15 protein-coding genes and 1 pseudogene are annotated in these 19076 nt (G+C 69.0%); 12 read left to right on the plus strand and 4 right to left on the minus strand.

The features are described from left to right. The first annotated feature begins 4 nt into the window (after positions 1-4). From kdpA to OG299_RS07030, 8 genes are all read left to right on the plus strand, one after another. Positions 5-1669, plus strand: coding sequence for a potassium-transporting ATPase subunit KdpA (gene kdpA / locus OG299_RS07000; RefSeq protein WP_327360911.1), 1665 nt, complete (start codon positions 5-7; stop codon positions 1667-1669). Further along, complete coding sequence (kdpB, locus tag OG299_RS07005; protein ID WP_327360912.1) at positions 1666-3771, plus strand: potassium-transporting ATPase subunit KdpB; 2106 nt, start codon at positions 1666-1668, stop codon at positions 3769-3771. The genes kdpA and kdpB overlap by 4 nt, the downstream gene beginning before the upstream one ends. Before the next feature lie 3 nt (positions 3772-3774). Then, positions 3775-4452 carry a potassium-transporting ATPase subunit C gene (locus OG299_RS07010; protein ID WP_327360913.1) on the plus strand — a complete coding sequence of 226 codons (678 nt, stop codon included), beginning with the start codon at positions 3775-3777 and terminating at the stop codon, positions 4450-4452. 98 nt (positions 4453-4550) lie between these two features. After that, positions 4551-5240, plus strand: coding sequence for a response regulator (locus OG299_RS07015; protein ID WP_327360914.1), 690 nt, complete (start codon positions 4551-4553; stop codon positions 5238-5240). Between the two features lie 39 nt (positions 5241-5279). Beyond that, positions 5280-7823 (plus strand): ATP-binding protein, encoded by a 2544-nt coding sequence (locus tag OG299_RS07020; RefSeq protein WP_327360915.1) that lies wholly within the window; start codon positions 5280-5282, stop codon positions 7821-7823. 645 nt (positions 7824-8468) lie between these two features. Continuing rightward, positions 8469-9275, plus strand: a complete 807-nt coding sequence (locus tag OG299_RS07025; protein WP_327360916.1) for an SDR family NAD(P)-dependent oxidoreductase — start codon at positions 8469-8471, stop codon at positions 9273-9275. A gap of 14 nt (positions 9276-9289) precedes the next feature. Beyond that, positions 9290-9364 carry a 50S ribosomal protein bL37 gene (locus tag OG299_RS42700; RefSeq protein ID WP_371681089.1) on the plus strand — a complete coding sequence of 25 codons (75 nt, stop codon included), beginning with the start codon at positions 9290-9292 and terminating at the stop codon, positions 9362-9364. Between the two features lie 570 nt (positions 9365-9934). Then, entirely contained in the window at positions 9935-10630 is a 696-nt protein-coding gene (locus OG299_RS07030; protein WP_327360917.1) for a MerR family transcriptional regulator, read from the plus strand. 88 nt (positions 10631-10718) lie between these two features. Here OG299_RS07030 and OG299_RS07035 read toward each other — a convergent pair whose 3' ends face one another. After that, a complete protein-coding gene (locus tag OG299_RS07035) occupies positions 10719-12122 on the minus strand; it encodes a GlnX family signal transduction membrane protein (protein WP_327360918.1) in 1404 nt (467 codons plus the stop codon). A 333-nt stretch (positions 12123-12455) separates the two neighbouring features. Further along, positions 12456-13141, minus strand: a pseudogene (locus OG299_RS07040) (response regulator). Positions 13142-13600: 459 nt separating this feature from the next. Here OG299_RS07040 and OG299_RS07045 point away from each other — a divergent pair. The 3 genes from OG299_RS07045 (at position 13601) to OG299_RS07055 (ending at position 17060) form a co-directional block, all read left to right on the plus strand. Next, positions 13601-14590 (plus strand): hypothetical protein, encoded by a 990-nt coding sequence (locus OG299_RS07045; protein WP_327360919.1) that lies wholly within the window; start codon positions 13601-13603, stop codon positions 14588-14590. Further along, on the plus strand, positions 14587-15813 hold the full coding sequence (locus OG299_RS07050) for a hypothetical protein (protein WP_327360920.1): 1227 nt from the start codon (positions 14587-14589) through the stop codon (positions 15811-15813). Before OG299_RS07045 ends, OG299_RS07050 begins: the two co-directional genes overlap by 4 nt. A gap of 455 nt (positions 15814-16268) precedes the next feature. Continuing rightward, entirely contained in the window at positions 16269-17060 is a 792-nt protein-coding gene (locus OG299_RS07055) for a GNAT family N-acetyltransferase (RefSeq protein ID WP_327360921.1), read from the plus strand. A gap of 19 nt (positions 17061-17079) precedes the next feature. On the opposite strand, the gene OG299_RS07060 is transcribed toward OG299_RS07055, so the two are convergent. Beyond that, the gene (locus OG299_RS07060) at positions 17080-18072 is read right to left on the minus strand and encodes a DUF1648 domain-containing protein (protein WP_327360922.1); all 993 of its coding nucleotides are present in this window, start codon (positions 18070-18072) and stop codon (positions 17080-17082) included. Beyond that, the gene (locus OG299_RS07065) at positions 18069-18416 is read right to left on the minus strand and encodes a GntR family transcriptional regulator (RefSeq protein ID WP_327360923.1); all 348 of its coding nucleotides are present in this window, start codon (positions 18414-18416) and stop codon (positions 18069-18071) included. Before OG299_RS07065 ends, OG299_RS07060 begins: the two co-directional genes overlap by 4 nt. Before the next feature lie 106 nt (positions 18417-18522). On the opposite strand from OG299_RS07065, the gene OG299_RS07070 reads away from it, so the two are divergent. Then, positions 18523-19056 (plus strand): hypothetical protein, encoded by a 534-nt coding sequence (locus tag OG299_RS07070; RefSeq protein ID WP_327360924.1) that lies wholly within the window; start codon positions 18523-18525, stop codon positions 19054-19056. Positions 19057-19076 lie beyond the last annotated feature (20 nt).

Consider the following 19076-nt stretch of genomic DNA (forward strand, 5'->3'; position numbering starts at 1 on the left):
ACCGATGAGTCCCGTTCTCGCTGGTGTGCTCCAGCTCCTCGCACTGATGGCCGCGCTCGCGCTGGCCTACCGCCCCCTGGGCGACTACATGGCCCGCGTCTACTCCTCCGAGAAGCACTACCGCCCGGAGAAGTGGATCTACAAGGCCATCGGCGCCAACCCCTCGGCCGAGATGCGCTGGCCCGCGTACCTGCGCGGCGTCCTCGCCTTCTCCGCCGTGAGCGTCCTCTTCCTCTACGCCCTGCAGCGGGCCCAGGGGATCCTGCCCGGCTCGCTCGGCTTCTCCGCGATCGACCCGGACCAGGCCTTCAACACCGCCGCCTCCTTCGTGTCGAACACCAACTGGCAGTCGTACTACGGCGAGCAGGCCATGGGCCACGTCGTACAGACCGGCGGCCTCGCGGTGCAGAACTTCGTCTCGGCCGCGGTCGGCATGGCCGTCGCCGTGGCCCTCGTACGGGGCTTCGCCCGCTCCCGCACCGGCGAACTCGGCAACTTCTGGTCCGACCTGGTCCGCGGCACCCTCCGCATCCTCCTGCCGATCGCCGTGATCGGCGCGATCGTCCTGGTCGCCTGCGGCGCGATCCAGAACTTCGCCGGCATCCACGAGGTCGGCCAGTTCCTGGGCGGCACCCAGCAGTGGAACGGCGGCGCGGTCGCCTCGCAGGAGGCCATCAAGGAGCTGGGCACCAACGGCGGCGGCTACTTCAACGCCAACTCCGCCCACCCCTTCGAGAATCCCACCCCGTTCTCGAACCTCTTCGAGATCTTCTTGATCCTCGTCATCCCCTTCGCCCTGACCCGGACCTTCGGCCGCATGGTCGGCAACCTGCGCCAGGGCTACGCGATCCTCGCGACGATGGCCACGATCTGGCTCGGCTTCACCGCGCTGATGATGTGGACCGAGTTCGCCCACCACGGCCCGGCCTTCGAGGTCGCCGGCGGGGCGATGGAGGGCAAGGAGACCCGCTTCGGCATCGGCGCCTCCGCGATCTTCTCGGTCGCCACCACGCTCACCTCGACCGGTGCGGTCAACTCCTTCCACTCCTCCTTCACCGGTCTCGGCGGCGGCATCCAGCTGCTGGGCATGCAGCTCGGCGAGATCGCGCCCGGCGGCGTCGGCTCCGGCCTCTACGGCATGCTGATCATGGCGATCATCGCCGTGTTCATCGCCGGCCTGATGGTCGGCCGCACCCCCGAGTACCTGGGCAAGAAGATCAGCACCCGCGAGATCAAACTCGCCGCCTGCTACATCCTCATCACCCCCGCCCTGGTGCTCTGCTTCACCGCCGCGGCCATGGCCCTGCCCACCCCGCCCCACTCGATGCTGAACTCCGGCGCACACGGGTTCTCCGAGGTTCTCTACGCCTACACCTCGGGCGCCAACAACAACGGCTCCGCGTTCGCGGGCCTGAACGCCGACACCCAGTGGTTCAACAGCACCATCGGCATCGCCATGCTGCTGGGCCGTTTCCTGCCCATGGTGTTCGTCCTCGCGCTGGCCGGCTCGCTCGCCGAGCAGAAGCCCGTCCCCGAGACCGCCGGCACCCTGCGCACCGACAAGCCGCTCTACACCGGCCTGCTCGTCGGCACGATCCTCATCATCACCGGACTCACCTACTTCCCGGCCCTGGCGCTGGGTCCGCTCGCCGAAGGGCTCGCATCATGAGCACCGCCACACCCACCAGGGCTCCGCACCAGGACGTGCCCACCGGCCACAAGCCGGGCGCCGGACGCGTGGGCGGCGGCCTGTTCGACCCGAAGCAGCTGCTGAAGTCCTTCCCTGACGCGGTGCGCAAGCTCGACCCCCGGATCATGATCAAGTCTCCGGTCATGTTCGTGGTCCTGATCGGCTCGGTGGTCACCACCGTCCTCGCGCTGAAGGACCCGACGGACTGGTTCGGCTGGGCCATCACCGCCTGGCTGTGGCTCACCACGATCTTCGCCAACCTCGCCGAAGCCGTCGCCGAGGGCCGCGGCAAGGCCCAGGCCGACACCCTGCGCAAGGCCAAGACCGACTCCGTCGCCCGCCGCCTGACCAAGGACGGCAAGGGCGAGGAGCAGGTCCCGGGCACCGAGCTGAAGATCGGCGACCTGGTGGTCTGCGAGGCCGGGGACGTCATCCCCGGCGACGGTGACGTGGTCGAGGGCGTCGCGTCGGTCGACGAGTCCGCCATCACGGGCGAGTCCGCCCCGGTGATCCGGGAGTCGGGCGGCGACCGCTCGGCGGTCACCGGCGGCACCAAGGTCCTCTCCGACCGGATCGTCGTCAAGATCATGACGAAGCCCGGCGAGACCTTCATCGACCGCATGATCGCCCTGGTCGAGGGCGCTGCGCGGCAGAAGACGCCGAACGAGATCGCGCTGAACATCCTGCTCGCCTCGCTGACGATCGTCTTCCTGCTCGCGGTCGTCACCCTGCAGCCCTTCGCGATCTATGCGGGGGCCAAGCAGTCGATGATCGTGCTCACGGCACTGCTGGTCTGCCTGATCCCGACCACCATCGGCGCCCTGCTCTCCGCGATCGGCATCGCGGGCATGGACCGCCTGGTCCAGCGCAACGTCCTCGCCATGTCCGGCCGAGCCGTCGAGGCCGCGGGTGACGTCTCGACCCTGCTGCTCGACAAGACGGGCACGATCACCCTCGGCAACCGCCAGGCGTCGGAGTTCGTACCCGTCAAGGGCACGACCGAGGCCGAGCTGGCGGACGCCGCCCAGCTGTCGTCCCTCGCGGACGAGACGCCCGAGGGCCGTTCCATCGTCGTCCTGGCGAAGGAGAAGTACGGGCTGCGCGAGCGTCACCAGGGCGAGCTGGCGCACGCCGACTGGATCGCCTTCACGGCCCAGACCCGTATGTCGGGTGTGGACGTGGACGGCAAGCAGACCCGCAAGGGCGCGGCCGGCTCGGTCATCACCTGGGTCAAGGAGCAGGGCGGCGAGGTCTCCGACGACGCCGACCTCCTCGCAAACAAGATCTCGGAAGCCGGCGGTACCCCGCTGCTCGTCGCCGTCGAGGACGAGAAGGGCGCCCGGATCCTGGGCGTCATCCACCTCAAGGACGTCGTCAAGGAGGGCATGCGGGAGCGGTTCGACGAGCTGCGCCGCATGGGCATCAAGACCGTGATGATCACGGGTGACAACCCGCTGACGGCCAAGGCGATCGCGGAGGAGGCGGGTGTCGACGACTTCCTCGCGGAGGCCACTCCCGAGGACAAGATGGCCCTCATCAAGCGGGAGCAGGCCGGCGGCAAGCTCGTCGCGATGACCGGCGACGGCACCAACGATGCCCCCGCGCTCGCGCAGGCGGACGTGGGCGTGGCGATGAACACCGGTACCTCGGCCGCCAAGGAGGCCGGGAACATGGTGGACCTGGACTCCAACCCCACCAAGCTCATCGAAATCGTTGAGATCGGCAAGCAGCTGCTGATCACGCGTGGTGCCCTGACCACGTTCTCCATCGCCAACGACGTCGCCAAGTACTTCGCGATCATCCCCGCGATGTTCGCCGTGGTCTACCCCGGCCTGGACAAGCTCAACATCATGGGCCTCTCCTCGCCCGAGTCGGCGATCCTCTCCGCCGTCATCTTCAACGCGCTGATCATCATCGCCCTGGTCCCGCTCGCCCTCAAGGGCGTGCAGTACAAGCCGACCAGCGCCGACAAGATGCTCCGCCGCAATCTGGGGCTGTACGGCGTGGGCGGTCTGATCGCCCCGTTCATCGGAATCAAGATCATCGACATGCTCATCTCCCTCATCCCCGGAATCGGCTGAGCCATGAACAACTCCGTAGGAAACACCGCTCGTCTGCTGTGGGCCGGTCTGCGCGCGCTGCTGGTTCTGACGATCGTCTGCGGCGTCCTGTACCCGCTGGCCGTCACCGGCATCGCTCAGGTCGCCTTCGGCGACCAGGCCAACGGTTCCGAGATCAAGGACAAGAGCGGCCAGGTCGTCGGCTCCTCCCTCATCGGCCAGACCTACAACCTCCCCAAGCAGAACCCCGACGACCCCGAAGAGACCGCCAAGCCGGACCTCAAGTGGTTCCAGCCGCGCCCCTCCAACGGCCTCGGCTCCAACAGCGTCAACACCCAGTACTCGCTGATCCTCTCCGGCGCCACCAACAAGGCCGGCGACAACCCGGACCTGGTCAAGCTGGTCGAGGACGCCAAGGCCGCGGTCATCGCGGACAACACGACGGCCTCGTACACGGTGAAGCCGCAGGACGTCCCGGCCGACGCCGTCACCTCCTCCGGCTCCGGCCTCGACCCGAACATCTCCCCCACCTACGCCAAGCTGCAGATCCACCGGGTCGCCGAGCAGAACAAGCTCGACGTCAAGCAGGTCGAGAAGCTCGTCGCCGACCACACCACCGGCCGCACCCTCGGCTTCATGGGCGAACCCCGCGTCAACGTCCTCGAACTCAACACCGCACTCAAGGCACTGACCAAGAGCTGATGTTCCACATCGCACGAACCGGGGGCCGGCGGGACGCGGAACGTTCGCGTCCCGCCGGCCCCTTACCGTGCCCGCAACGAAGGAAAGGCTGCACACCGATGACCCGGGTGCTGGTGGTGGAGGACGACCCTCAGCTCGTCCGCGCACTGAAGATCAATCTCCAGGCGCGCAAGTTCGACGTCGACGAGGCCTCCGACGGGGGCTCGGCCCTGCGGCTCGCGGCCGCCCGCAAGCCGGACGTCATAGTGCTGGACCTCGGCCTCCCGGACATGGACGGCATCGAAGTCATCAAGAGCGTCCGCGGCTGGAGCCGGGTCCCCATCCTGGTCCTCTCCGCGCGTCACACCTCGGAGGACAAGATCCGAGCGCTGGATGCCGGCGCGGACGACTACGTGACGAAACCGTTCAGCATGGACGAGCTCCTGGCCCGGCTGCGGGCGGCAGCCCGTAGGCAGGAGCCGACTGCTGCCTCCCAGGCCGACAAGGTCGCCGTCATCACGACCGACGAGTTCACCGTCGACCTGGTCGCGAAGAAGGTACACCGGGGCGACCGCACTGTACGGCTGACCCCGACCGAGTGGCACCTGCTGGAAATCCTCATCACCCACCCGGGCCGGCTGATCACACAGGGACGGCTCCTGCTGGAAGTCTGGGGCCCGAGCTATGGGGAGAACACCAACTACCTGCGCGTATACATGGCTCAGCTACGGCGCAAGCTGGAAGCGGACCCCTCGCACCCCCGGTACCTGATCACCGAACCGGGCATGGGCTACCGCTTCGAACCCTGACCACCTGCCCGATCGTCAACAGAGAAGAAGAGTCTGAACATGGGACGCGGCAAGCTCCGCATCTACCTCGGTTCGGCACCCGGCGTCGGCAAGACGTACGCGATGCTGTCCGAGGCGCACCGCCGGGTCGAGCGGGGCACCGACTGCGTCGTGGGCTTCGTCGAGCACCACAGCAGGCCGCGGACTGAGGTGATGCTGCACGGCCTTGAGCTCATCGAGCGGCGCGAGATCGAGTACAGGGGCAGCACCTTCACCGAGATGGACGTCGACGCGATCCTGGCGCGTCGCCCCGCGGTGGCGCTCGTGGACGAACTCGCGCACACGAACGTGCCGGGCTCGCGGAACGCCAAGCGCTGGCAGGACGTGGAGGAGCTGCTCCAGGCCGGCATCGACGTCGTCTCGACCGTCAACATCCAGCATCTCGAATCGCTGGGTGATGTGGTCGAGACGATCACAGGCGTCCGCCAGCGGGAAACCGTTCCGGACGAGGTCGCGCGCCGCGCCGACCAGATCGAGCTCGTCGACATGTCGCCGCAGGCGCTGCGCCGACGCATGGCACACGGCAACGTCTACAAGCCCGACAAGGTCGACGCGGCCCTCTCGAACTACTTCCGCCCCGGCAATCTGACCGCGCTGCGCGAGCTGGCGCTGCTGTGGGTCGCCGACCGGGTGGACGAGTATCTCCAGGAATACCGCGGCGAGCACAACATCCGCTCCACCTGGCAGGCCCGCGAACGCATCGTCGTCGGCCTCACCGGCGGCCCGGAGGGCCGTACGCTCATCCGGCGCGCCGCCCGCCTCGCCGAGAAGGGCGCGGGCGGCGAGGTCCTCGCCGTCTACATCGCCGCGAGCGACGGACTCACCTCCGCCTCCCCCAAGGAGCTGGCCGTCCAGCGGACCCTGGTCGAGGACCTGGGCGGCACGTTCCACCACGTCATAGGCGACAACGTCTCCGACGCCCTGCTGGAGTTCGCCCGAGGCGTCAACGCCACCCAGATCGTGCTCGGCGTCAGCCGCCGCCGGTCCTGGCAGTACGCGTTCAGCCAGGGCGTCAGCGCCACAGTCGCCCGCGAATCCGGGCCCGACCTCGACGTGCACATCGTCACCCACGACGAGGCCGCCAAGGGCCGCGGACTGCCCGTCGCCCGCGGCGCGCGGCTCGGCCGCTCGCGCATCATCTGGGGCTGGCTCACCGGCATCGCCGGCCCCGCCCTGCTCACCGTGCTGTTGAGCCAGCTCGTCCCCGAGCTCGGGCTCGCGAACGACATGCTGCTCTTCCTCACGTTCACGGTGGCGGCGGCCCTGCTCGGCGGGCTGCTCCCCGCGCTCGCCTCGGCGGCGTTCGGGTCCCTGCTGCTGAACTACTACTTCACGCCGCCGCTGCACGAGTTCACGATCTCCGACCCCTTGAACATCGTCGCCATCGTGATCTTCGTCGGCGTGGCGGTGTCGGTGGCCTCCGTGGTCGACCTGGCCGCCCGGCGCACCCACCAAGCGGCCCGCCTGCGCGCCGAATCCGAGATTCTCTCCTTCCTCGCCGGCAGCGTCCTGCGCGGCGAGAACTCCCTCGACGCGCTCCTCGAGCGGCTCCGCGAGACCTTCGCCATGCAGTCGGTCGTCCTGCTGGAACGCAGCAGCGAGGTGGACCCCTGGACGACGGCGGCGTCCGTCGGCACCGGTCCCGTCAGCCGCCCCGAGGACGCGGATGTCGACCTCCCCATAGGCGACAACATGGCCCTCGCCCTCACGGGCCGGGTCCTGCCCGCCGAGGACCGCCGCGTCCTCGGCGCCTTCGCCGCCCAGGCCGCAGTCGTACTCGACCGCCAGCGTCTCGTCGACGAGGCCGAGAAGTCCCGCGAACTCGCCGAGGCCAACCGCATCCGTACCGCGCTCCTCGCCGCCGTCAGCCACGACCTGCGCACCCCGCTCGCCGGCATCAAGGCATCCGTCAGCTCCCTGCGCTCCGACGACGTCGAATGGTCCGAGGACGACAAGGCCGAACTCCTCGAAGGCATCGAGGACGGAGCCGACCGTCTCGCGGCCCTGATCGGGAACCTCCTGGACATGTCCCGCCTCAACACCGGCACCGTCGTCCCGCTGATCCGAGAGACCGACCTCGACGAGGTCGTCCCCATGGCCCTGGGCGGCGTACCCGAGGACAGCGTCGCGCTCGACATCCCCGAGACCCTGCCGATGGTCGCCGTCGACCGCGGCCTCCTGGAGCGGGCCGTCGCCAACATAGTCGAGAACGCCGTCAAGTACAGCCCCGACGGCCAACCCGTGCACGTCTCCGCCAGCGCCCTCGCCAGCCGCGTCGAGCTGCGCGTCGTAGACCGCGGGCCCGGCGTCCCGGACGAAGCCAAAGACCGCATCTTCGAGCCGTTCCAGCGCCACGGCGACGCCCCGCGCGGCGCGGGCGTGGGCCTGGGCCTCGCGGTCGCCCGCGGCTTCACCGAGGCCATCGGAGGCACCCTCACCGCCGAGGACACCCCCGGCGGCGGCCTCACCATGGTCATCACCCTCCCCATAGCAGGGGACGTCCCCCAGGTGTCACCGGAGCTCCCGACGTCTGCGGTCACCTGACAACGAGGCGACCGGCAGGGCGACTCCCCGAATACGGGCTGCCGACCGAAACACGCGAGCCGTCCGGCCCCGGTATCCCCACACCGGAGAGCCGGACGGCTCATGTGTTGTGCGACGGGTGACCGACACGCGGTCGCATCGGTCCGTACCCCCACGGTGGGACCATGCGTCTCTCGGGCAGTGTTCAGGTCACCGCCCACCAGCCGCGTGCCGCCGGTCCGTCGTCCGGCTCCGTCGCTCCAACCAGTCTGCGCCAGGCAGACAGCTCCGGCAGTACTCCTTGACGGGTTCCTTCCGCGCGGAAGTCGATCTTTGATGCGGCTCTGACGAAAGGTCATCAGAAGGTCGTCAAGAAGCCTTCGAGCGCTTGCCTCCGGGTCCCCGATGCGCTGGGATTGCGCCATGAACAGCGGTCCGCGCTATGACGATCGGCCACCGAATCCGGTGCAGCCGACGGCGCCCGCTGTCCGCCCGGCCTTCTGACTTCGGCCGCGCCGTCCTCGGCGTACCTGCCGTCAGCCCCCTGAAGGGCGCTGACCGAGGCCTCGTACGCATCCTCACCTTCACCGCATGGTCCAAGCCCACGCACCAGCCTCTCGCTGGGGCGCCGGGCACTTCGGCCATGCCTGCTTCCAGGAATCCCACATGTCTTCATCCCTGTCCGGACGTACCGTCCTCGTCACCGGCGCCACCTCCGGCATCGGCTACGAGACCGCCCGTCAGCTCGCCCAGCGCGGTGCCACCGTCCTCCTCCACGGCCGCACGCCCGAGGAGGCCCAGGCCGCCGCCGACCGGCTCGTTGCCACCGCCGGTGTGGACGGCGCCCGTCTCCGGCCGCTCGCCGCCGACTTCGTACGGCTGGAGGAGGTCGAGAACCTCGCCCACGCCGTCGTACGGGAGCACCCGCGCCTGGACGTACTCGTCAACAACGCGGCCATCGCCGCACCCGAGCGCCACACGCTCACCGCCGACGGCAACGAGATCTCCTTCCAGGTCAACTTCCTGGCCCACTACCTCCTCACCAACCTCCTGGAGCCCGCCCTCACCAGCGACCCCGGCGGGCGCGTCGTCAACGTCTCCTCCGCCCTCCACCGCTCGGGCGCCATCCAGTGGAACGACCCGCAGCGCGTGCGCCGCTACTCCCGCCTCGCCGCGTACGCGCAGTCGCAGCTGGCGCTGACCGTCTTCGCCGCCGACCCGCGCGTCACCGCCGTCTCCGTCAACCCCGGCGTCTGCGAGACCGGTCTTCTCCCGCTGTACGGCCACGAGGGCGCGCCGGCCGCCGAGGGCGCCCAGCACGTCGTACGCCTCTGCGACCCGGCGACCGAGATCGTCAACGGCGCGTACTACGACCGCTCCGAGCGGGTCGCCCCGGCCCCGGCCGCCACGGAGGACCGCACGGTCAAGCGCCTCAACAAGCTCGCCGACCTGCTCGTCGGCCACACCGCCTGAAGGGATCCACGGACATGTCCAAGCGCGCACGCAAGAAGAGGGCCCGCCGCAAGAAAGGCTCCAACCACGGCAGCAAGCCCAACTGCTAGTCATCAGCCCACCCCGTGGGGCGGCCCTGCGACAGGTCCGCCCCACTTCCATGTCCCAGCAAGGAAGTCTCGTGATCAACCTGCCGCCCCACCGACTCCCGGCCCTCGTCCGCTGGTTCCCGATAGGTGCCCCGTGCTCGGCCGCCCTGACCGAGCACGTGCTGACCACCGAGGCCGGCCGCTGGTGGGTGGACCGCGTCATCCAGCCGCGCGTGATCGCTGCCGAGTGCGGGGACCACCTACTCCTGCGCGGAGACCCGCAGGCCCTCACACCGAGGGATCTCGCGGTATTCGCGGACCACTACGTCGAGGCTCCGGGCCGCTTCCAGCGCGTGGTGTACGTCAAGCGATCCCCCGTACCGGCCGCCCGACCGCCGAGGGGTGCCACCGTGCGCAGGCTGACCGCGCGGGATGTCCGGGCGCTCACCACGCTTCCGCCCTCGATGAGCTGGATCCACCGCACCTGGGGCGGCCCCGAGGCCCTCGCCCGCTCCGGCTACGCATGGGCCACATTCCAAGGCGACCGCATCGTGGCCGTGACCTGCACCTACTTCCTCCAGGTATGTCGGAGTGTCGACCAAGACGATCCGCGTCTATCACGACAAGGGCCTGCTCCCCGAACCCGACCGCGATGCTTCCGGCTACCGCCGGTACGGCGCGAACGACGCCGTCGACCTGATCAAGATCAGGACGCTCGCCGAAGCCGGCATCCCGCTGGCCCGTATCCGGGACCTGAGATCGGCGACCGACGAGGAGTTCCAGCAGGCGTTGCGCGAGAACGACGACGAGCTCACGGCCCGTATCCGTGGTCTGCGGGCAACGCAAGGGCGCCTGCGCCAGCTGGCCGCCGGGCAGCTGGCGCCGCTGCCCGCCGAGGTCGGGGCCCATCTCGAGCGCCTGGCTCGCTGGGGATTCACGCCTCGCTGGGTGGACCTGCAACGCGATCTGTGGATCCTCGTGTTCGCCACCCACCCGGACCGCGCGTTCACCCTGTTCCACGACCAGGCCGAGACCACGGCCGACCCAGCGCTACGACAGCTTTACCTCGACTACGACCACGCGTACGACCTCGACGCCGACGACCCACGCATCGACGACCTCGCCCACCGGATCGCCGGGGCGACCCGGGAACGCTACGGATCCGACGCTCTACCCGGGCTGGATACCGCCTCCGAGATCCCCTCCCTCATCCAGGGCACGGTCAACGCCTCGTCCCCGGCATGGCAGCGGCTCGACACGCTCATTCGCACACAACTGGGCGTATGACGCGACGTGCGGGGCGGCCCGGTTCCGGCCGCGCGCCACAGTCAGCCAGCGCGCGACGAGCTACAGGGCACACGTTGACGGGTCCCTCTCACCGGAACTCGGCCAGCCGTCGCCGCAGCCCCAGCACAGTCAAACCTGCCGTGAGCAGCAGCGCCGTGCCGGCCATCGGAGCCTGGGTGGTCAGTGCCCCGCGGCCCTCTCGGACGGCGAGGTCGAAGTGTCGCTGGTTGATGGCCGTGACCTGGTCCAGGGCCTTCATCCACTCCCCGAAGTGGGCGTTGGAGGTGTCCGACGCCCAGCCGATGCAGAAGACCGTCGCCTCCTGCTGCTTCCCCTTGGCCACAAGTCGCCGGAAGGTCCGGTCGTCGCGCTGGTAGACGGCGTACGCCTCGACCGTCTTCTCGGCGGCTTCCCGCTCCCCCGCGAAGGTGATGTTGTCCAGTTCGCGCCGGTACTCTCCGGTGAAGGTCTTGTCCTCGTGGTTGCTCCGGTAGGCGGCCCACGTGTCGGCGAGCTTCCTGTCATACGTGTCGAGCCCGGCGCTCTGAATCCCGTACAGCTGATGAGACTTGTTGAGGAATGAGAGCTCGTACGCGGCTCGGCGGACCGGGTCCAGGAGGTAGCGGCTCTCGTCGGCGTTGGCGTCGTAGCCGATCGCTTTGGACCGCGACAGCGCGATGACGGAGTCGAAGGAGTCCCGGCGGGCGACCTTCATCCGGTCGTGGGTGATCGTGAGCAGCTGGGCGGCGGAAACGACCGCGACCGCGGCGCAGAGGGTGGCGGCGATCAGTCCCGGGTTGAAGACTCGGTGAAAGCGGCGGGCGAGGTGGATCTGGAGGACTACGAGCGCCGCGATCAGCAACACGCCGAGCACGGCTTCCGCGGTTCGCTGCACTTCGAGGTCGCCTCGCGCCGCGGCGTACTGGCGCTCGTACACGGCGTTGTTGGCGTCGACGAGCTTGCGGGCCTCCGGGAGCAGACGGCCGGCGAGGAGGTCTGTCGCGGTCCGGTAGTCCTCCCGGGCGGCGTCCTTCCCGCCGGGGCGATTGTCGTTCTCCAGTGCCCGCCCGATCAGTTCCTGGTAGTGCGCGAAGTCGTCGGTGAGCGTCACGACGGTCGCCTCGGTGGCGGGATCTCCCTCAGAGGCGGCGGCGAGCGTGCGCAGCGAGCGGCTGATGGTCTCCTGTGCCTCCCGGTAGAAGCCGTTCGCCTTGGCGTACGACTCTTCCAAACGGCCCTTGCCGGTACCTGAATCTCCGCTGGAGAGAAGAATGTTGGCGGTCTGCGCGTCCATGTCGTTGAGGGCGAGGCTGAGCTGTGTCGCCGAGATCGTGCGGGGCGCGTCGCGCTGCACTGTCTCATCCCACGCGGTGGTCATACCCGTCGCCGCGACCGCGAGCAGGATCAGCAGCCCGGCTGCGAGCAGCACACACGCCGCACGTACGAGGCGCAGCCGGCCGGGCAAGGTGTCCCAGAAGCGGCTGACGAGCAAGCGGGCAACCCGGGCGACGGCCTGGTGAGAACGCCAAGGCTGCCGTCCTGGCGGTTCCTCCCCATGGCTCGACGACCCGGGGAGCAGCCAGCGCGGTACGTCAGGTATCGGGGTTTCGGCGACGGCCTCCGGCGCGCCCGCGCCCTGAGTCTGTTCCGTACCGGCGGTGATCGTCACTCGCGCTCCAGCCCCCACCCGGGCCGTTCGTACGGCCCCGCGTGCACGCCAGCATCTGGCTCAACAGTGCGACTCACCAGTTACGTTGGCGCGATCCATACGCGGTAGGCACGGAATTGACGGGACCTTGACGGCGCCCCGTCAGCCTGGCCTCACTCACGCCTCGAAGCGGTAGCCCATGCCGGGATCGGTGATCAGATGGCGCGGGTGCGACGGGTCCGCTTCCGGCTTCCGCCGCAGGTGAGCCATGTACACCCGCAGGTAGTTGGTCTGCGTTCCGTACGAGGAACCCCACACCTCCTGGAGCAGATGCCGCTGGCTGACGAGCCGGCCCCGGTTGCGGATCAGGACCTCCAGCAGATGCCATTCCGTCGGCGTGAGCCTGATGCTCTTCTCCCTGCGCCTGGCCTTCTTGGCGAGCAGGTCGACCGTGAACTCCTCGGTCTCGACGACCGCTTCGTCCGCGGCGGCCGAGCCTTGTGTCAGGGTGCGGCGAGCCACGGCTTTCAGCCTGGCGAGCAGTTCGTCCATGCTGAAAGGCTTGGTGATGTAGTCGTCGGCACCCGCGTCCAGGGCTTGGATCTTCTCCCGCAGCCGTGGCGGGCGGAGACCACCAGGACGAGCACCTGCGACCACACGCGCAGCCGCTTGATCACATCGATCCCGTCCATGTCGGGCAGCCCGAGGTCGAGCAGGACCACGTCCGGGCGGCAGGCCGCCACGGCCTCCAGGGCCGTGCCCCCGTCCTGCGCGCAGTCCACGTCGTACTTCCGCGCCTTCAGATTGATGACCCGCAACCGTGCAAGCTGCGGTTCGTCATCCACCACCAGCACCCGGGTCATCGGGGCGCCGCCTTGCTGTCGCAGTTGGAGATCCGGACCGGACCGTTGGCTTTCCCCCGGAGGCGACGGCCGGACCGTGATGCGTCCCGGCTCGGGTCCGGCCCGCCGCGGTACGGACCGGGCATGGTCTCGGCGGAGATCACTCGCGCCCTCCAACCTCGCATCACGGACGGCCGTCCGATTCCCCCCTTGCCGCTCAGTCTGCGATCACCGCCGGGAGCCGATGCACCACGTTGACGCCCCTCTCACGGCAAGCCTGCACTTCTTGACGCGCCGCTGATGTCGGGCATGTGGATGCCGTCAGGGAACGGAACACGGGACGTACCATCGGTGCGTTTGCTCTGATCTACGTGGTTCACGAGGGGGAATGTCATGGGCGTCGGTGGCAGGCGACGAGGGAGGTTCCTCGCCCTTGTCGCGGGTGGGGTGGTCCTGGTTTCGGGTGCCGGGTTGTACGGATTGAGTGCGACCGGAAGTTGGCCGTTCCGGGCGAGCTACTGCTGGGGGGCCTGGCAGGAGGACAGTGGTCCGTCCTTCCTCGGTGAGAAGGCTCTCACCAAGTCCGGATCCGCCCGCAAGGCCAACGCATCTGCGCCGCCCTCACCCGCCAGACCGAACGCCACGTGCACGGTCGCCGTCTCGTCGTCGGTCGCCGACGACGACTCCACCGACCCGCTCACCTTCGATGAGCGCGTCACCCTCCAGTACGGCCCCGTACCGGTCTCAGCCGGGGAGCGCCGTGAGTGGATAGCCCACTTCTTCGACGGTTCGGCCTCGCCGCTGCCCGACGGCCTGAACGGGTTGGTCGGCGGCGACCGGGCCATGCTAGTGCTGCCCGAGGCCTGTGATGTGGACGGCAGACCGTCCACGGTCACGATCCGCAGCGAGAGCTGGGGCAACGGCCACCTGGGGAAGAAGGCCATGCCCTTCACCATCGGAAACCGGATGGACGTCGCGCGGATGCTGCTGGACGCGGCCGACACGGCGGCGGCGAAGGCAGGCTGCAAGCACGGAAAGCCACTGCGCCTGTCCTCGCCGATGGTGGTCACCGCCGAGAAGGACGAAAGGGCCACCAGTACTCTGTGCCGAATTCCCGGGGTGACCTTCGAGTTCGGAAAGGACTCCGCCTACCAGCAGCAGGTGGGCGTGGTCGGCGAGCGGCTCCAGACTTGTTCGGTGGTGTGGCGCTCCCGAGGGGTACCCGATGAGCCGGCGGCGCAGTTCCTGATGGCCTCCGAGCCTCGCATGGCCGCACTGTTCGACGGGCTTCCCGAAGGCATCGGCCAGGGCCTCGTGCGAGCCACCTGTGACGGTCGGCGGACCGTGTTCTACGGGAACATCGAGCCCGGCCTCAAGGGCCTGAGCCGCCCGGACGGACAGCAGGTGTTCGCGAACTTCACCTCGTCGGTGAGCAAGCGCATCGGGTGCCAGGCCGGTGAGAACAGGTGACCGCGGACAGCAGCGGCGCCGGAACGGAAAAGGACACCGTGGCGGACGACGGGGAGAACGTGTCACCTGCAGTGGACAGCGAAGCGACGCCGACCGACCAGCAGGACAAGCACCAGGAGCCCTCCCCCGCGCGGCCCCCGCTGTTGCGGCGGCTCCTGCGGAACCGCACCGTCCGGGCCACCACCGCAGGCGTCCTGGTCGGCGGCCTCCTCGGGGCCGGCTCCGTCGCCTGGCGTACGGACACCCTGCCGCTGCTCGGCCCCGCCCCCTGCTGGGACTCCCTCGGCGACTCGACCGTGTCCTCCCTCTTCGGCGACCGCAGGACCGAGGTCGAGGAGCAGATACTGCAGACCGACCCCCACGGCCAAGGACTGTCCTACGGCCAGTGCCGCATCACCAGCTACAAGGACGACAGGGCCCGAAGGCAGCTGACTGTACGGGTGCACAAGCTGGACGGTCTCTACGGAAGCGACGGGCGGCAGTGGCCCGAGGAGTTCCTCGCGGCAGGCATGGTGGCGCTCGGAGAAGGCCTCCCCGGCATGGCCTCCTCCTCCCGCGCCTGGATGGCGCTCCCCCAGTCCTGTACCGGCAAACCGGACCAGTTCGAGGGCCCGGTCGTGGTCGACGTCGGCATGGGGCCGGCAGGCCTGGACATCTCGTCGGAGTACGAGCGGGAGGACCGCGCCGCCCTGGCGCACGCCGTGGTGGATACGACCAACGGCGTCATACGCAAGCTGGGCTGCTCCGGGGTCTACCGATCACCGGATCTACCGAAGGACGTAGTCGCGTGGCGGGACACCCAGCCGGACTCCTTCTGCGGCATCAAGGGTCTTACCCTCCCGGCTGCCTACCGCGAGAGCCTGTCACGTGACCGGGTCAGCGGCGCCGGCGGCGCTGCCCGGGTCTGCGAGGCGGCCGGCAGCTATCCCAGGGCCGCAGTTCGGATGACGACCGTCGTGGACCCGGCACTAACTGCTCCCTTCTCCCAGGATCTGCTCAAGGGCGGCACTTCTTTCAAGGGCACCAGCGGCTTCGGATCGTTCAATGTGAGCCGGGCCGTGTACCGGGCGCAGTGCCAGACAGGGGACGTGATCTTCATGCTGGAGCAGAAGGACCGGTTCGGGGAGCACGACTTCACGTTCGTTCATGACCTACTGCCCGCCTACGTCGAGGCGGAGTCCATCCGTATCGGCTGCGGCCAGGAGAAGGTCACGCTGCCCTGACTGATCCCGTACACGGCATTACGGCGTGAACACGCTCTGCTCTGATGCCGGCATCACCCGTCCGGGTCATGCCGGCATCAGAGCTGTGTCAAGGACTGGTCGACTGTCTTGAGCCCTGCCTCGCAAGGCAGTTGGATGAGTGATGTGAACAGCGGTCTGCGCCACGACGACCGGCCACCGCATACGGTGCGCCAGGCCTCGCGCGCTGCTCACCTGCCGGTGCGCTGACGCACCGTTCCCGATCCGCGGCCGCCCGCCCCCACCCGTACAGCGGGCGGCCGCTTCCACCCGGTGCCTGCCCGCCCCTAGCCGGCACCGGGCCTCATCACAACGTCACGGTCGACGGCAACGAGGTCCTAGCTGCACCGCACGGGCGCGAGTGAGATCGTCAACGGTGCGTACTACGACCTTGACGAGCGCGTTGCCCCGGCCGCCTGCGCCACCGAGGAGCGTTGATGATCGAAATCGCACCGCAGCAACTGCCTGCCCTGAGCCGTTGGTTTCCCACCGGCTCCCCCGGTCTCGGGGCACTCTCCGAGCACGTACTGACCACGGGCGCAGGCTACTGGTGGGCCGATCGTCCTGACCGGCCCCGCGTCCTCGCCGTCACCTGCGCGGACCACGTGCTGCTGCGCGGCGACCCCAGCGCGCTCACCCCGGACGCCCTGGCTCGGTTCGCGGACCAGTACGTCGAGACGCCCTCACGCTTCTGGCCCGCCCTCGGCTCCGCGTTCGAGCGCGTCATCCCCTGGGAACGGATGCTGTACGTCCACCAGGCTCAGGCATCGGTATCCCTCCCCCGTACGCCGCGCGGCGTGACGGTGCGGCGGCTGACACCCGAGGACGTTCCGGCACTGGCCGAGCTGCACTCCGAGAACGCCTGGATCCACGCCAGTTGGGGCGGACCCTCCGGGCTGGCTGCCTCAGGCCACGCCTGGGCCGCTTTCGCCAAGGGCCGGATCCTCTCCGTCGCCTGCACCTACTTTCTCGGCACCGCATACCAGGACATCGCGGTCGTCACCGTGCCCGATCGCCGCCGCGAACGTCTCGCACTGGCCTGCGTCGCCAGCTTGGCAGCCGATGTCCAGGCACGTGGACGCACCGCGAGCTGGTGCTGCTCGCGCGACAACCGACCCAGCCGACTGCTGGCCTGGACGGCCGGCTTCCGGCTGACCCGCGAATACCTCCACCACGCCACCGGCCGGGCCCTGGCACGCGAGGTGCGGGCGACCCCGGTCCCCGCGTGAGCCAAGCGTCGCTGACAGCTCAGTGGGGGCGCTGCGCACTCAGGGCGTTCAGCAGCGCTGCGCCGCGCTCGGCATCGTCCACGCTCACCGCGAACTCGCGCCCCCGCCGGGGATGGATCACCAGGCACTCGCCGCTGCGGAGCATCACCGTCGTGCCCAACCCACTCAGCCGGTACCCCCAGCCCCCCACCTGAGCGGGGGTTCGGTTTTCGGCACGCGCCGATTCGATGTCCTGAGCGGGCCAGCGCCGCACCGGCCAGCCGATCGGGCCGAAGGCCACGCTCAGACCCTTCTCGGTGACACGCGCCTGCACGGAGGCGCAAGAGAGAACCGCCACAGAGACCGTGGCGAACGGTGCGACGACCGCCCACGGCAAATCCACCAGTCCGCTCACCGCGAGCAGCACAGCGGCCAGCGCGACCAGCCCGGCCAGGGCCCCGATCCAGTGGAGCCACGGATTCGTCGTACGGGAGAGCCACACGAACCTCTCACCGGCCGGAATCTCCATGCTCGTACCACTCGCGACCGCGTGTGACGCCGCAGCCCAATCCCGGCGGGCCACCGCCCACTCGGCCAGCCCCGCCATGGCCGCCACCCCGAGCGTCGCCACAGTCCACAGGCTCACGGAATCGGCCTGCCGCCAGTCCGTGTGATCCAGGTTCGCCCTGACAATGGATGCCTGCGCGCCGACGAGGAGGAAACCGCCGGACAACAGCCCCATTACGGGCCGGCCGCGCACCGTCGGCCCGGAGGTCGCTCCCCCACGCCACCGCCCGAGCGCGACGATCAGCAGCACGAGGACCACCCAGATCAAGGCCGGGAAGAGCGCGGCTGCCCACAGGGGCATCGAGCCGTCCGGTCCGCCGGAACCTGTGCCCCAGTGGGTCGCCAGCCGCTCCGGCAGCCGGCCGCTCGCGGCCCAGGGAAGTGCGACGAGCGCGGCCAGGATCGCCACGACCCAGCCCGCAACACCCCACCATGCTCCGCGCTTTCGCTCCGTCACCTCGTTCATTCCAGCCCCCTGATCATTTCTATGAGATCGGCCTTGCTGTAGCCCAGATGCGCCGCATCACCGACCAGTTCGCGCACGCGGTCGAGCAGCACCGACCGCTGGTCCGCCCCCTCGGTCACGGTCACACCGCGACCGCGCCGGAACTCCAGCAGTCCCTCGTCACGCAGCCCGCGAAGGCCACGGAGGACCGTGTTGACGTTCACCCCCAGCGCCAGGGAGAGGTCGCGTGCGGAGGGCAGTCGGTCACCCGGACCACACTCGCCCTCAGCGATGGCACGCCTGATGGCGCCCGCCACCTGCTCGTGCAGGGGGCGGTTGTCTGCGATGTTCAGCCTCAACAGCATGGTGCTAATGACACTAGCACCATCATCTTCAAGTTGAGAAAGGCCCATTGGTCGTCGCCGGGATATGGCAACGACTTGGAGGGGCACCTGTGTCAGGCTGCGGGGCGTGGATTGGACATTCAAAGCTCATGGTGGTGTCGCGGCCGCGCTGGGCGCCGCGCTGTTGGTGCTGGCCGCGCTCACCTGGCTGCCCGGGACCTTGTCGCTGACCGTGTCGGGGTGGCCGATGGCGGTGATTGCCGTGCTGCTCTTCCCGATCTTCATATCCGCCCTGGTGCGTATGCTCCTGACGCGCGCGGACCGGCACTCGGTATGGCTGGCGTTCAGGTGCCTTCCTCGCAAGGCCCAGATGGGCCTTGCGGCATTGGCGATTTCGGGTGTTGGGATCACGGTCATCAGCGCGGCCACGGAGGGGAACTTGCAGGCTGCCGAAGTGAAGGACGGTCAGTACTTCGCCTTCGACACCACGCCGCACGCGCGCGGCACGGTCGAGGTCTCCCAGAGTCAGTACCAGGCTGTCCTGGAGAGCGATCAGCGCAGCATGTTCGCCACCCCTGCCTTGCTCTTCGTCGGTGCTGCATGTGTCGTCCTGGCAGCCGGAGAGCTGCGCCGAGCAGACCGTAACTCCACGCCGTCGTGATTCGTGTGAAACGGCTGCTA

The organism is Streptomyces sp. NBC_01296, assembly GCF_035984415.1.
Taxonomy (GTDB): Bacteria; Actinomycetota; Actinomycetes; order Streptomycetales; family Streptomycetaceae; genus Streptomyces.